Origin of the sequence: Bradyrhizobium sp. CCBAU 11434 (assembly GCF_028128895.1) — a bacterium.
GTDB classification, from domain to species: Bacteria; Pseudomonadota; Alphaproteobacteria; order Rhizobiales; family Xanthobacteraceae; genus Bradyrhizobium; species Bradyrhizobium zhengyangense.
In genome coordinates, this window is record NZ_LBJX01000088.1 from 1 (window position 1) to 12,703 (window position 12,703).

At 64.3% G+C, this 12,703-nt stretch carries 16 protein-coding genes; 4 read left to right on the forward strand and 12 right to left on the reverse strand.

Translation table 11 applies throughout. The features are described from left to right. The coding region (locus tag XI06_RS20390; protein WP_271606290.1) for a hypothetical protein at positions 1 to 1,126 on the forward strand (1,126 nt) is incomplete at its 5' end. A 76-nt stretch (positions 1,127 to 1,202) separates the two neighbouring features. Here XI06_RS20390 and XI06_RS20395 read toward each other — a convergent pair. Next, positions 1,203 to 1,475 (reverse strand): hypothetical protein, encoded by a 273-nt coding sequence (locus XI06_RS20395; protein ID WP_237862885.1) that lies wholly within the window; start codon positions 1,473 to 1,475, stop codon positions 1,203 to 1,205. Between the two features lie 270 nt (positions 1,476 to 1,745). Further along, positions 1,746 to 1,982, reverse strand: coding sequence for a hypothetical protein (locus tag XI06_RS20400; RefSeq protein WP_237862884.1), 237 nt, complete (start codon positions 1,980 to 1,982; stop codon positions 1,746 to 1,748). 144 nt (positions 1,983 to 2,126) lie between these two features. Between XI06_RS20400 and XI06_RS20405 the strand changes: the two genes are divergently transcribed. Continuing rightward, a complete protein-coding gene (locus XI06_RS20405; protein ID WP_237862883.1) occupies positions 2,127 to 2,552 on the forward strand; it encodes a DUF5413 family protein in 426 nt (141 codons plus the stop codon). 60 nt (positions 2,553 to 2,612) lie between these two features. Continuing rightward, a complete protein-coding gene (locus XI06_RS20410; protein ID WP_237862882.1) occupies positions 2,613 to 3,152 on the forward strand; it encodes a DUF4112 domain-containing protein in 540 nt (179 codons plus the stop codon). Between the two features lie 118 nt (positions 3,153 to 3,270). Here the strand turns inward: XI06_RS20410 and XI06_RS20415 are convergent, their stop codons facing one another. The 4 genes from XI06_RS20415 to msrA form a co-directional block, all read right to left on the reverse strand. Beyond that, positions 3,271 to 3,564: a hypothetical protein gene (locus XI06_RS20415; protein WP_027560969.1), complete on the reverse strand. Its 294-nt coding sequence runs from the start codon at positions 3,562 to 3,564 to the stop codon at positions 3,271 to 3,273. Between the two features lie 212 nt (positions 3,565 to 3,776). Then, entirely contained in the window at positions 3,777 to 3,941 is a 165-nt protein-coding gene (locus XI06_RS20420) for a DUF3309 family protein (RefSeq protein WP_035731827.1), read from the reverse strand. Between the two features lie 105 nt (positions 3,942 to 4,046). Next, a complete protein-coding gene (msrB, locus tag XI06_RS20425) occupies positions 4,047 to 4,466 on the reverse strand; it encodes a peptide-methionine (R)-S-oxide reductase MsrB (protein ID WP_237862881.1) in 420 nt (139 codons plus the stop codon). A gap of 30 nt (positions 4,467 to 4,496) precedes the next feature. Then, positions 4,497 to 5,198: a peptide-methionine (S)-S-oxide reductase MsrA gene (gene msrA, locus XI06_RS20430; RefSeq protein WP_237862880.1), complete on the reverse strand. Its 702-nt coding sequence runs from the start codon at positions 5,196 to 5,198 to the stop codon at positions 4,497 to 4,499. A 246-nt stretch (positions 5,199 to 5,444) separates the two neighbouring features. Between msrA and XI06_RS20435 the strand changes: the two genes are divergently transcribed. Further along, positions 5,445 to 7,133, forward strand: a complete 1,689-nt coding sequence (locus XI06_RS20435) for a caspase family protein (RefSeq protein WP_271606291.1) — start codon at positions 5,445 to 5,447, stop codon at positions 7,131 to 7,133. A 135-nt stretch (positions 7,134 to 7,268) separates the two neighbouring features. Here the strand turns inward: XI06_RS20435 and XI06_RS20440 are convergent, their stop codons facing one another. The 6 genes from XI06_RS20440 to napE all read right to left on the reverse strand — a co-directional run bounded on the left by XI06_RS20440 (position 7,269) and on the right by napE (position 12,638). Further along, positions 7,269 to 8,384, reverse strand: a complete 1,116-nt coding sequence (locus tag XI06_RS20440) for an ATP-dependent DNA helicase (RefSeq protein WP_220003245.1) — start codon at positions 8,382 to 8,384, stop codon at positions 7,269 to 7,271. 89 nt (positions 8,385 to 8,473) lie between these two features. Continuing rightward, on the reverse strand, positions 8,474 to 9,115 hold the full coding sequence (locus tag XI06_RS20445; RefSeq protein ID WP_271606292.1) for a NapC/NirT family cytochrome c: 642 nt from the start codon (positions 9,113 to 9,115) through the stop codon (positions 8,474 to 8,476). After that, entirely contained in the window at positions 9,112 to 9,582 is a 471-nt protein-coding gene (locus XI06_RS20450; RefSeq protein ID WP_237862877.1) for a nitrate reductase cytochrome c-type subunit, read from the reverse strand. The genes XI06_RS20445 and XI06_RS20450 overlap by 4 nt, the downstream gene beginning before the upstream one ends. Further along, positions 9,579 to 12,092, reverse strand: a complete 2,514-nt coding sequence (gene napA, locus XI06_RS20455) for a nitrate reductase catalytic subunit NapA (protein WP_271606293.1) — start codon at positions 12,090 to 12,092, stop codon at positions 9,579 to 9,581. Before napA ends, XI06_RS20450 begins: the two co-directional genes overlap by 4 nt. A gap of 19 nt (positions 12,093 to 12,111) precedes the next feature. Next, positions 12,112 to 12,426, reverse strand: coding sequence for a chaperone NapD (locus XI06_RS20460; protein WP_271606294.1), 315 nt, complete (start codon positions 12,424 to 12,426; stop codon positions 12,112 to 12,114). Between the two features lie 26 nt (positions 12,427 to 12,452). Beyond that, positions 12,453 to 12,638 (reverse strand): periplasmic nitrate reductase, NapE protein, encoded by a 186-nt coding sequence (napE, locus tag XI06_RS20465; RefSeq protein WP_027532529.1) that lies wholly within the window; start codon positions 12,636 to 12,638, stop codon positions 12,453 to 12,455. Positions 12,639 to 12,703: the final 65 nt, after the last annotated feature.

Genomic DNA, 12,703 nt, shown 5'->3' on the forward strand with positions numbered 1-12,703 from the left:
GCCGGAGCCGCCGCCTGGGCGCTCCTCTCCGCGACGCCCGCCGGAGGGCGGTCCGCCGCCACCGCTGCCGCCGGCCCCTGGCGTGCGCGGCTTCCGCGACATCACGGCTGACGTCAACGACCTCGGCGGCGCTGCCGCGCAGGCCAACCGGGCCGCGCGCCGCACCTACGCCAACGTGCCTTCGCCCTCGCCGGAATTCGACCGGCTCGAGCCGAGCCTGGAAAACCGCGCCGGCGAAGGCGATGCGCCCTATTCCTATGACGAGTCGATCGAGGAGGCCGAGCGCTACACGCCGCAGCCGCCGTCGCCGCGTCCACGCATCGCGCCCGACCGCGACGTCAAGAAGCGCGCCGGAAGGGGCTCGGTCTTCCCGTTCAAGAGCGCGATCGCCATCGGCATCGTGCTGATCCTGGTCGGTGCCGGCATCCTCTGGGGCAAGCAGCTGGTGCAGACCGCGACCAATCTGTTCAAGCCGTCGCCCACTCAGGTGGTGGAGGCGCCGAAGGATACGTCGCAGCCGCAGACCAAGCCCAAGATTCCGGATCGCGTCGGCCAGCCCTCGGCGAGCGACCAGCCCGCCGCACCGGTGGCGCAGAAGGTGGTGCTCTATGACGAGGATCCGTCCGACCCGAAGGGCAAGCAATATGTCGGCTCGGTGGTGTGGCGGCTCGAGCCGATCAAGGCGTCGGGCAACCAGAAGGCCGACGTCGCCGTCCGCGCCGACATCGAGATCCCAGACCGCAAGTTCAAGATGACGATGTCCTTCCGCCGCAACACCGACTCGTCGCTGCCGGCGAGCCACACGGCCGAGCTGACCTTCATCCTGCCGCCGGACTTTCCGAGCGGCAGCGTCTCCAACGTACCGGGCATCTTGATGAAGTCGAACGAGCAGGCGCGCGGCACGCCGCTCGCAGGGCTCGCGGTCAAGGTCACCGACGGCTTCTTCCTGGTCGGCCTCTCCAATGTCGATGCCGATCGCGCCCGCAACGTCCAGCTCCTGAAGGAGCGCTCCTGGTTCGACGTGCCGCTGGTCTACGCCAATCAGCGCCGCGCCATCATCGCCATCGAGAAGGGCGCTCCCGGCGAGCGCGCCTTCAACGACGCTTTCGCGCAGTGGGGCGACTGAGCTCTTCACCTCTCCCCAGCGGCGAGAGGTGACGGCCCAACCGGGGGAGCAGCTGCCTACTTGGAATTTGCCGGCACTACTGCGCGGCGGCTTCCCGCTTGCGGGTTGCTGCTGCGGCGGCTTCGCGGTCCATCACGGCGCGGCAGCCGGGGCTGACATGCGACTTGTTCCGCACCATGCAGGCGGTGATCCGCGGGATATCAGGGATTTCACTGGAGCACAGCCGCATCGCATCGTCCGAGCACATCTGCTGCGCTTCGGGCGAGAAGGCGAGGCCGGGCGATGTCTGGAGGGCGATGGCGGTGGCGGCGAAGGTGAAGAGCGTGGCGATAGTCCGATAGCGTGTCATGAAAAATGCGTCCCCGAGTTGCGCGGATTTGAGCCGCTTGATTGTTGGGACGCCGCACGCGGCTTGATCTGCCGCATGTCACAGCCTTCATGCCGGGTGTTCATTCCCGGATGTGGTCGCTCGATTTTTTCTGATATTCGAATCGAAAAGTGCTGCGCCGCCCGACCTGAGTATGCGCGATTGCCGTGAAGCTTCAATGGGAGGCGCGAAGGAATTCGCAGCTGTTGCGCCTCCGTCACGCAAAAGGCGGCGCGAGCTCACATGCCGATCTTACATTCCATGGCTCGCGAACACCTTGCTGCACGATCGCGACAGTTTTGCCCGGTTGGCTTGCAGGCAGCCTTGCACCGCACCGTCATTGCCGAGATCCTTGCGACACAGTCGCGAGGCGTCGCGCGAGCACGCGTTCTGCTCCTGCGGCGTGCCCATATGGCCTTGCGCAAAGGCGGGTGCGCTCGACAGGGCGGAGAGGGTGATCGTCGCCAGCAACAACAGTTTACGGGACATCGGCGGCTCCAAATCTGACGGGTCAATTTCGGCTCCAGTCTGAACCCGCCGGCTTGCCACTTGTTCCCCCAAACAGCCCGCAACCCCGCTATCCAAGGTTCCCGGCCCGCTGCTATAAATGCCCTCGCGTATGAGGAGTCCTTGATGAAACGCTATCTGGTGTTCGCGCTCGTCGGTCCGTTCGTGGGCGGATTCCTGCTGCTGATGACGACGACCTACCAGTCCGGCTATTGGGCCGAGGCGCATCTCGGCGAGGTCGGCAAGCTGATCGTGGTGTTCTTCAAGACCCTGCAATACAGCTATCTGTTCGGCTTCCTGCCGTCGCTGATGATCGGTGCGATCGACGACATCCTGCTCCATGTCAGGCGGATCGGGCCGGTGTTGCGGATGCTGCTGGTCGGCCTGCTCGCTTTCGTCCTCGCCGCATTCACCTATGGCTCGCGCGGGTCGGATTCGGGCGCGGTGCAGTTGATCCTGTACGGCCTAGTCGGTCTCGTGCCCGCGATGCTTTCATCCTGGCTCGTGCATCATTACGTCGAGGAGCCGCGGCCGGCGACGGCGGCGAGCTAAGCCCGCGACCATCGGACGCGATGCAGCAACCTCTGCTGCGCTCGTGAGTTCACAACGGCCATGACCATGCAAGACGACGACATTCTCGCGCCGCGCAGGTCCCGTTCCGGGACGCATGCGCGCGGTCCGATCATCGACCAGGAGGGCCACGAGATCCGGCCTGAAACACTGGAGCAGGGGTTTCGCGAGTTCCGTGTCGAGTTCGGCCAAGGATTTGGCAATGGATTTGGCAATGGCAATCCGTTCGGCAATCTGACGCGGGAACAGCGGCTCGCGCGGCTCGAGGCGATCGCCAAGCTGCTCGATGTCGCCTTCGTCCTGCCCGGCACCAACATCCGCTACGGCATCGACGGATTGATCGGGCTGATCCCAGTGATCGGCGACATCATCACCACCGCGATCTCGCTGTGGTTGGTGCGCGAGGCCCGCGCGCTCGGCGCGCCCTGGTACATCACCGCGCGCATGCTCGGCAATGTCGCGGTCGACGGCGTGGTCGGCATGGTGCCGTTTGCGGGCGATGCCTTCGACGTCATGTTCCGCGCCAACATGCGCAATGTGCGCCTCTTGCGCCGCTGGCTCGACAAGCAGCCACGGATGTAGGTCTTCGCCACTCCCCGCAAGCGGGGAGAGGGGAAAGAGAGAGTGTCGCCCAAACGCAAAAAGCGCGACAGCCTTTCGGCCATCGCGCTTTCTCCGCACATCGGAGTTTTGCTAAATCTTACGCCGCGTCGGCGTCGGTCTCGGCGGCCGGGGCCGGCTTGGGACGGCGCGGCAGCGGGAAGGCCTCGCTCTCGTAGAGCGAGCGGATGCCGTTCTGGTCGAAACGGGCTTCCTCAACCTGGAGATATGCGCCGTTCAGCGAATCCGTCGGCAACTGCTCCATCGCGAACTGCACGGCTTCGGCCGCAGTGCCGAAACGGCGGTAGGTGAAGCCCGCGCGCTTCTTCTTGCGGATGGCGGCGGGGAAGAGCTCGGCGGAAGTGTTGAAGTTGAACGGACGCAGTGGACGCATGGTCAAAGACCTCGTGATCTTCTCTGGGGCTTTAAGCGCGTGGGGTTTGGGAGGGCAGGGGCCGCAATCGAGCGGGCCCGCCGCATGTCATTTTCGACCCCTAATATAAGCCGATTTGACAAAATTGCGACCCCTGCGATGGGAGATGATGAATCCACGCATGGCAGGTCCGCAGAAGCGGAAATCTAAGTAAATTCAGTAACTTGTATGGTTTATAGTTTACCAAGAAGCAGCAGGACGAGCAGCACCACCAGAACGACGCCGCCGATCCCCATGCCGGAATGGCCCATGCCGTAGCCATAGCCGCCGATCCGGCCGGACCAGCCGCCCAGCAGATAAATGATCACCAGGATGATCAGGATGGTCCCGAGTGTCATGGCGTCCTCCCTGGCGGCCGCCGGAATGCACACATCGGCTGCACCGCTGGAAGAGAAAAGCACATCGCGCCGCCGGGTTCCATCGGGGAACCCGGCGGCGCAATCTTATTTCGGCTCGAGCTTCAGCGCCGCCGAATTGATGCAGTAACGCAGGCCGGTCGGCCCCGGTCCGTCGGGGAAGACGTGGCCGAGATGGCCGCTGCATTTGGAGCAGAGGACCTCGGTGCGGATCATGCCGTGCGTCGTGTCCCGCTCCTCGTCGATATGGCTCTCGACCGCAGGCGCGGTGAAGCTAGGCCAGCCGCAGCCGGAATCGAACTTGGCGTCGGATTCGAACAGGACGTTGCCGCAGCCGGCGCAGACATAGGTGCCGGCACGGTGGTCGTGCTCATATTCGCCGGAGAAGGGACGCTCGGTCGCCTTCTCGCGCAGCACTGCGTACTGCATCGGCGTCAACTCGCTTCGCCACTGCTCTTCGCTCTTCATGACCTTGTCGTCGGTGGTTTTCGTCTTGGTGTCGGGCATGGGTCTCCCGTTTTTCTGATGATCTCGAGATCAGTTGGTGGCCTTGCTGGCACTCACCAGCGTCGGCTTCTCAATGTAGTTATCCGCGAACAGCTTTTTCAGGTTCTCGACCTTCGGGATGTCGTTGAAGGCGATGTAGGGCTGGTTCGGGTGCAGCGTCAGATAGTCCTGGTGGTAGGCCTCCGCCGGGTAGAAGCCCTCGAGCGTACCGACCTTGGTCACGATCGGCTTGCTGAACACCTTGGCGGAGTTGAGCTGGGCGATATAGGCCTCCGCGACCTTCTTCTGCTCGTCCGAGGTGGTGAAGATCGCCGAGCGATATTGCGTGCCGGTGTCGGGCCCCTGGCGGTTGAGCTGGGTCGGGTCGTGCGCCACCGAGAAGTAGATCTGCAGGATCTTGCCGTAGGAGATCTTCTTCGGGTCGAACTTGATCTCGACCGACTCGGCATGGCCGGTTCGTCCGGTCGAGACCGTCTCGTAGTCCGCAGTCGCCTTGGTGCCGCCGGCATAGCCGGACACGGCGTTGACGACACCGGCAGTGTGCTGGAACACGCCCTGCACGCCCCAGAAGCATCCGCCGGCAATGACAGCGGTCTGGATGCCGCTCGCGGGGGCTGCGTCCATGGCGGGGGCGGGGATCACGATGGCGTCTTCGGCGGCCCAGGTCGGTGCGGCAAAGCCGAGCGACAAGGCGGCGGTGGCGGCGAGCAGGGACAGGACGGAGCGGCGCATGGCGGATCCTCTTTCGGAAGGCCTGACAGTTTAGGGCGGTTGAGGGCTGGCGAACAGCCTGCCCGGCGTTTTCAGACACCTCAGATACGGACCGAGCCGGCGATTGTTACAGCCGGCGTGACACGAGTCCGTGAAAAAAAGCCGCTAACCCCGGTCCGGCTTGGCGGGTTGGGGAACTCCGGGCTAGATGAACCGGCACGATCGCCGTTCGACTTAAATTGTGGTGGCTGGAGCTGATCTGACAACATGCTGCGCGTCGTTCCCTTGAGCTTTGTCATACTCCTCGCGGGCATCGCGACCGCCGCGGCGGACCCGCAAGCCGGCGACGACCTCGCCACCTGCAGGGATCGCCAGGCCGAAACCGCGGCGCGGACGACGGCCTGCGAGAACCTGCTCAACGCCAACCGCGTCACCGGCAAGGACAAATCGCTCGCGCTCGTCATTCACGCCCAGGCGCTGATCAGCAAGCGCGATTATGACCACGCGATCGAGGCGCTGACTTCAGCCATCGAGCTGGATCCGGACAATGTCGGCGCCATCAACGTGCGGGGCATCGCCCATGAGCACAAGGGCGAGGACGACCTCGCGATGGCCGATTACAATCTCGCCATCCAGAAGCGGCCGAATTTCGGCTATGCCTACAACAATCGCGGCACCATTCAGCTGCGCCGGGCCGCGCTGCAGAGCGCGCTCGACGATTTCAACCTGTCGATCAAATACACGCCGAAATTCCTGCTCGGCTGGACCAATCGTGCCCGTGTGCGCACGGTGATGAAGGACTATGACGGCGCCATTGCCGATTTCGCCGAGGCGGAGAAGATCGATCCGACCGCGCAGCAGATCGCGGCCAATCGCTGCACCACCTACGGCCTGATGGGCAAATACGATCTGGCCTTCGCCGATTGCAACGGTCTGATCGAGAAGCAGCCGAGGAATGTCTACGCGATCAACAATCGTGCTGATGTCAGCATGTTGAAGGGCGATCTCGACGCTGCGCTGAAGGACTACACCACGGTGATCCAGATCAACCCGAACAATGTCCGCGCGCATTCCGGCCGCGGCCAGCTCTACGAGCGCAAGAAAGACCTCGCCCAGGCCCGCGCCGACTACCGCGCGGCCGCCTATTCGCTGACGAAATTCGACGAGTACGACGTCGCCCGCGCCCGCGCCACCGCGCAGCAGCGGCTCGCAGCGCTGACGCCGCAAACGCCGGGAGGCGCGCCCACCGGGCGCCGCGTCGCGCTGGTCGTCGGCAACGGCGCCTACAAGAACGTCCACGCCCTGCCAAATCCGCCGCGCGACGCCAAACTGATCGCGGGCGTGCTGCACGATGTCGGCTTCCAGACCGTGATCTCCGTCAGCGACCTGACCCGCGACAAGTTCTTCGACGCTTTGAAGACCTTTGCCGACGAAGCGGAGAAGGCCGACTGGGCGGTGGTTTATTACGCCGGCCACGGCTTCGAGATCGGCGGGGTGAACTACCTCGTTCCTGTCGATGCCAAGCTCGCGGTCGACCGGGACGCCGAGACGCAAGCCGTCGCGCTGGAGCAGGTGATTGCAGCGGTGGGAGCTGCGCGAAAAGTGCGCCTGGTGATCCTGGATGCCTGCCGCGACAACCCGTTCGCGCCGACCATGCAGCATACGCTGTCGCTGAAGCTGGTCGACAAGGGCTTTTCCAACATCGAGCCCGGCGCCGGCTTCATGGTGGTCTACGCAGCCAAGCACGGCGAGACCGCGATCGACGGCGACAACGGCGCCGACAGTCCGTTCTCCACCGCACTCGCCCGCGAGCTCAAGGAGCCGAAGGTCGAGATCCGGAAATTGTTCGACATCGTCCGCGACGATGTCTGGTCCGCCACCAAGCACGTGCAGCAGCCGTTCACCTACGGCTCGCCGCCGGGCAGGGAGGATTTTTATTTCGTTGCGGGGAAGTGAACGGCGCGATATCGGCGCCACATTCACGGTGCCGTAGGGTGGGCAAAGCGAAGCGTGCCCACGCGTTCATTGCTTGTGGAGAGAGATCGTGGGCACGGCGCATTGCGCCTTTGCCCACCCTACGGCAGCGGCGCTCTAAACCACGATACTCAACCGTTTCGCCGCCCGGGTGATGCCCGTATACAGCCACCGCGCCCGGCTCTCCTGAAACGCAAAGCTCTCGTCGAACAGCACGACGTCGTCCCATTGCGAGCCCTGCGACTTGTGCACGGTCAGCACGTAGCCGTAGTCGAACTCGTCATAGGGCTTGCGCTGCTCCCAGGCGATCTGCTCGATGCCGCCCTCGAAGCAATCGGCGCGCACCGAGACTTTTGTGACCTTGTGGCCAAACTCTTCATCCGGCGACAGCCGCATCGAGAGGATGCGCGATTTCGAGCGCGAGGTGTTGCGCGACTTGACGCGCCACAGGCCGCCGTTGAACAGGCCCTTCTTGCGGTTGTTGCGCAGGCACACCAGCTTGTCGCCGGCGACCGGAAAGACGTCCTCGATGTTCTGCCGTTGCCGCACCCGCATATTGTAGGCGCGCCTTGTGTTGTTGCGGCCGACCAGCACCTGGTCGGCGCCCATGACGCGATCGGGATCCAGTTCTTTCCGCGACACCACCTCGCTTTCGCCGTAACGACCGATGTCGAGCTCGCGGCCCTCGCGGACGTCCATCGACATCCGCACGATCGGGTCGTCCTGGGCCTGGCGGTGCACCTCGGTCAGCATCGCGTCCGGCTCGGAATTGGTGAAGAAGCCGCCGCCCTGGATCGGCGGCAGCTGCGCAGGGTCGCCCAGCACCAGCAGCGGGCAGTCGAACGACATCAGGTCGCGGCCGAGTTCGGCATCGACCATCGAGCATTCGTCGATCACGATCAGCTTGGCTTTTGAGGCCGGCGCATCGTCCCACAATTCGAAGCTGGGCTGCTCCTCGCCGGATTCGCGGGCGCGGTAGATCAGCGAATGGATGGTGGAGGCGTCATCGCAGCCCTTGTTGCGCATGACGAGGGCGGCCTTGCCGGTGAAGGCGGCAAACTTCACCTCGCCGTCGACGCCCTCGGCGATATGCCGCGCCAGCGTGGTTTTGCCGGTGCCGGCAAAGCCGAACAGCCGAAACACCGGCGGCGTGCCGTTGCGGCCCGGTTTGGCTTTAAGCCAATCGCCGACGGCCTTGAGCGCGGCATCCTGATGCGGGGTGAAAGTGGCCATATCTGTCTTGAGGAGAGGCGAAACGATGCGATTCGCCGGATCTCAAAACTAACCATTCGCACCGCAGGTTCAAGCGGCCCGGATCGGCCCTATTGCCAGCCGGGAACGCCGCGCATGTCGGGCAGATGGTGGGCGATGCCCTTGTGGCAGTCGATGCAGGTCTTTTCGCCCGTGAACAGGAAGCGCTGATGCGCCACTGAAGCCCGCGACGATTGTTTGGTGATGTCCATGGAATCGGCGCTGTGGCAGTTGCGGCATTCCAGGGAATCATTGGCCTTGAAGCGCGCCCATTCATGCGCCGCCAGCTCGAGGCGCTTGTCCTGGAATTTCTCCCTCGTATCGATCGTGCCGAAGATCTTGCCCCAGACCTCCTTGGACGCTTGCATCTTGCGCGCGATCTTGTCGGTCCAGTTATGCGGCACGTGGCAGTCGGGGCAGGTCGCGCGCACGCCGGAGCGGTTGCTGAAGTGGATGGTCGACTTCAGCTCGGCATAGACATTGTCCTTCATCTCGTGGCAGCCGGTGCAGAATTTTTCGGTGTTGGTCAATTCCAGCGCGGTGTTGAAGCCGCCCCAGAAGATCACGCCGGCGGCAAAGCCTGCGAGCACGAGCGTGCCGAGCGCGAACACCGTGCTCGGCCGCGACAGCACGCCCCACAGCTCGAGCGCGAAATCCCACGCGCGCGCGATGAAGCCGCGTTTGGCTTTGGATTCATCAGCGGTCGTCGTCATCGCCGGCCACCGGGGCTTGCACGCGACAGCAAGGTGTCGATGTCCGTAAAGTCGTTGCTGACCGGCGGTGTTGCGGTGTTCTGCGGCACGTGACATTCGGTGCAGAAGAAGCGCCGCGGCGAGATCGACCCCAGGAACTGGCCCTCGCGGTCCATGAAGTGCGTGATCGAGACCATCGGCGCCTGCGATTCCGCAATGCGTGCCCGCGCATGGCAGGACAGGCATTTGTTGCCGTTGAGGTCGATCTGGTAGCCGTCGATCGTGTGCGGGATGACCGGCGGCTGCTCCGGATAGTTGCGCACCTCCCGCTCCGACGTGTTGCGGTTCGGCAGCATCGGCGGCGCCGGTCCCTCGTCATTGAGCGGGGTCGGGCCGCGCAGGCCGGACGTCACCGTCTGCGCGGTCAGCGAGCTGGCGCCGGCGGCGATCGCGCAGGCGAGCAGGGCGATACCAAATCGCTTCATCATGACACGTTCACCCGCTCGATGCGCACGGCGCATTTCTTGTAGTCGGTTTGCAGCGAGATCGGATCGGTGGCGTCCAGCGTCACCTTGTTGATCAGCTTGGATTCGTCGAACCACGGCACGAACACCAGGCCGCGCGGTGGCCGGTCGCGGCCGCGCGTCTCGACGCGGGCGCGGATGAAGCCGCGGCGCGAGACGACCTTCACTTCATCGCCGCGGCGCAGCTTCATGTCCTGCGCGTCATCCGGGTGCATGAAGCAGACGGCTTCCGGAAAAGCCTTGTAGAGCTCGGGCACGCGGCGCGTCATGGTGCCGGAGTGCCAGTGCTCCAGCACGCGGCCGGTCGAGAGCCAGAACGGATAGTCGTTGTCGGGCGATTCCGCCGGCGGCTCGTAAGGCAGTGCGAAGATGCGCGCCTTGCCATCGGGGTAGCCATAGAACTGCACGTCCGCGCCCTGCTTGACGTAGGGGTCGCTGCCCTCGCGGAAGCGCCATTTGGTCTCCTGGCCGTTGACGACAGGCCAGCGCAGGCCGCGCTCGCGGTGATAGGTGTCGAACGGCGCGAGGTCGTGGCCGTGGCCGCGACCGAACGAGGCATATTCCTCGAACAGGCCCTTGTGCACGTAGAAGCCGAACGCCTTGGACTCGTCGTTGAGATAGCCCTGCTCGATGTCGGTCACGGGGAATTTGTCGACCTGTCCGTTCTTGTAGAGCACGTCGAACAGCGTCTTGCCGCGAACCTCCGGTTTCTTGGCGATCAGCTCCTCGGGCCAGACCTCCTCGATCTTGAAGCGCTTTGAAAACTCCATGAGCTGCCAGAGGTCGGACTTGGCCTCGCCGGGCGCCTGGACGAGCTGGTGCCAGAACTGCGTGCGCCGCTCGGCATTGCCGTAGGCGCCTTCCTTCTCGACCCACATCGCGGTCGGCAGGATCAGATCGGCGGCGAGTGCCGTCACGCTCGGATAGGCGTCCGAGACCACGATGAAATTGTCGGGGTTGCGAAACCCGGGATAAGTCTCTTCGTTGGCGTTCGGGCCGGCTTGCAGATTATTGTTGACCTGCACCCAATAGGCGTTGATGAGGCCGTCCTTCAGCATCCGGCTTTGCAGCACCGCGTGCGCGCCGGGCTTGTCGGGAATGGTGCCCTCGGGCAGCAGCCAGAGATGCTCCGCCTTGTCGCGATGCTCCTTGTTGGTCACCACCATGTCGGCGGGCAGGCGGTGCGAGAAGGTGCCGACCTCGCGCGCGGTGCCGCAGGCCGAGGGCTGGCCGGTCAGCGAGAACGGGCTGTTGCCGGGCGAGGAGATCTTCCCCGTGAGGAGATGGATGTTGTAGACGAGGTTGTTGCACCAGACGCCGCGGGTGTGCTGGTTGAATCCCATGGTCCAGAACGAGACCACTTTTGTCTTCGGGTCTGCGTAGAGCTCGGCGAGCGCTTCCAGCCGGTTCAGCGGCACACCGGACATTTGCGCCGCCTTCTCCAGCGTGTACTCAGAGACGAACTTGACGTATTCGTCGTAGGTCATGTCGGTGGAGTCGTTGGCCTTGGCCGCGCCGGTGGCCTTCTTCTGCAGCGGATGCTCCGGCCGCAGGCCATAGCCGATGTCGGTCTGCCCGCGCCTGAACACGGTATGCGCGGCCACAAAATCCTTGTTGACCCGGCCCGTCTTGATGATGTGGTTGGCGATGGCGTTGAGCAAATAAAGGTCGGTCTGCGGCTTGAACACCATGCCGATGTCGGCGAGGTCGAACGAGCGGTGCTCGAAGGTCGAGAGCACGGCGACGCGGACATGCGGCGCAGAGAGCCGTCGGTCGGCCACGCGCGTCCACAGGATGGGGTGCATCTCCGCCATGTTGGAGCCCCACAGCACGAAGGCATCGGTGGCCTCGATGTCGTCATAGCAGCCGGCCGGCTCGTCGATGCCGAAGGTGCGCATCATCCCCGCGACGGCGGAGGCCATGCAGTGGCGTGCGTTGGGGTCGATGTTGTTGGTGCGGAAGCCGGCCTTGAACAGCTTTGACGCCGCATAGCCTTCCCAGATCGTCCATTGTCCGGAGCCGAACATGGCGACGCCGTTTGGGCCGCGCTTCTTCATCGCCTCCTTCCACTTCGCCTCCATGATGTCGAAGGCTTCGGTCCAGGACACGGGCGTGAACTCGCCGTTCTTGACGTACTTGCCATCAGTCTTGCGCAGCATCGGCTGGGTCAGGCGGTCGTGGCCGTACATGATCTTGGAGAGGAAGTAGCCCTTGACGCAGTTGAGGCCGCGGTTGACCTCGGCCTTGGTATCGCCGTGGGTGGCGACGACGCGATTGTCCTTGGTCGCGACCATCACCGAGCAGCCGGTGCCGCAGAAGCGGCAGGCGGCCTTGTCCCATTTCAGTTCGGCGACGTCGCGCTCAGCGACGAGATTGGCGGCGAGCGACGGCACCGGCATGCCCGCGGCAGCGGCCGCAATTGCGGCGGCCTCGAGCTTCAGCATCTGGCGGCGGTCGAGCTTTGGCGATGTCATGGGATGGCTCTCCCGTCCCTTAGGCGGTTTCAATGGCGTGGAAGACGAGCGCTGCGGAATAGACGTCCGGCAATGACTGGATCGTGTTGAGCAGGGTGCCGAGGCTGCCTGCGTCAGGTGCTTCGGTCACGACGATGAGCTTGCCGCGTGGATCGCGGCCGTGGATCTCGCAGCCGGGAAGGGCGGTGATCGCGGCGTCCAGCTCGGCGAGACGCTCAGGGCGCGCCTGCACGATGATGCTGGCGATCTCGCAGCCCGGCGGCGGGGTGATGCGCTCGGCGCTGAGCACCCGACCGGTGATCAATGCGCGGCGGTTGAGTGTGGCGTGAGCCATGATGCCTGTCTTTCGCTGTGAGGGGATCAATGCGGGGAGGGCGGCGGGCCGGGAGGGCCGGCGAACATCTGGTAGATCCAGACACCTAAGCCGTAAGAGCCGACCGTTCCGACCGCGAGGACGGGCATCACAACCGCGGTCAGGAACAGGAACGCAAAGATCTCCATGCGCTTACGGCGCACGCGCGAGGTCGTGTCGTCAGGGGCCGACATATTCGGTCTCTTCGGGGTGTCCGGGGAATCGGGACGGCATCCGGGCCGTTGCCTTGCTGCATTTT

Bases quoted from the DNA above. Each gene is read 5' to 3' on its own strand.
- XI06_RS20395 (WP_237862885.1), bottom strand. From the start codon at position 1,475: ATGACACGCTATCGGACTATCGCCACGCTCTTCACCTTCGCCGCCACC.
- XI06_RS20400 (WP_237862884.1), bottom strand. From the start codon at position 1,982: ATGTCCCGTAAACTGTTGTTGCTGGCGACGATCACCCTCTCCGCCCTG.
- XI06_RS20405 (WP_237862883.1), top strand. From the start codon at position 2,127: ATGAAACGCTATCTGGTGTTCGCGCTCGTCGGTCCGTTCGTGGGCGGA.
- XI06_RS20410 (WP_237862882.1), top strand. From the start codon at position 2,613: ATGACCATGCAAGACGACGACATTCTCGCGCCGCGCAGGTCCCGTTCC.
- XI06_RS20415 (WP_027560969.1), bottom strand. From the start codon at position 3,564: ATGCGTCCACTGCGTCCGTTCAACTTCAACACTTCCGCCGAGCTCTTC.
- XI06_RS20420 (WP_035731827.1), bottom strand. From the start codon at position 3,941: ATGACACTCGGGACCATCCTGATCATCCTGGTGATCATTTATCTGCTG.
- msrB (WP_237862881.1), bottom strand. From the start codon at position 4,466: ATGCCCGACACCAAGACGAAAACCACCGACGACAAGGTCATGAAGAGC.
- msrA (WP_237862880.1), bottom strand. From the start codon at position 5,198: ATGCGCCGCTCCGTCCTGTCCCTGCTCGCCGCCACCGCCGCCTTGTCG.
- XI06_RS20435 (WP_271606291.1), top strand. From the start codon at position 5,445: ATGCTGCGCGTCGTTCCCTTGAGCTTTGTCATACTCCTCGCGGGCATC.
- XI06_RS20440 (WP_220003245.1), bottom strand. From the start codon at position 8,384: ATGGCCACTTTCACCCCGCATCAGGATGCCGCGCTCAAGGCCGTCGGC.
- XI06_RS20445 (WP_271606292.1), bottom strand. From the start codon at position 9,115: ATGACGACGACCGCTGATGAATCCAAAGCCAAACGCGGCTTCATCGCG.
- XI06_RS20450 (WP_237862877.1), bottom strand. From the start codon at position 9,582: ATGATGAAGCGATTTGGTATCGCCCTGCTCGCCTGCGCGATCGCCGCC.
- napA (WP_271606293.1), bottom strand. From the start codon at position 12,092: ATGACATCGCCAAAGCTCGACCGCCGCCAGATGCTGAAGCTCGAGGCC.
- XI06_RS20460 (WP_271606294.1), bottom strand. From the start codon at position 12,426: ATGGCTCACGCCACACTCAACCGCCGCGCATTGATCACCGGTCGGGTG.
- napE (WP_027532529.1), bottom strand. From the start codon at position 12,638: ATGTCGGCCCCTGACGACACGACCTCGCGCGTGCGCCGTAAGCGCATG.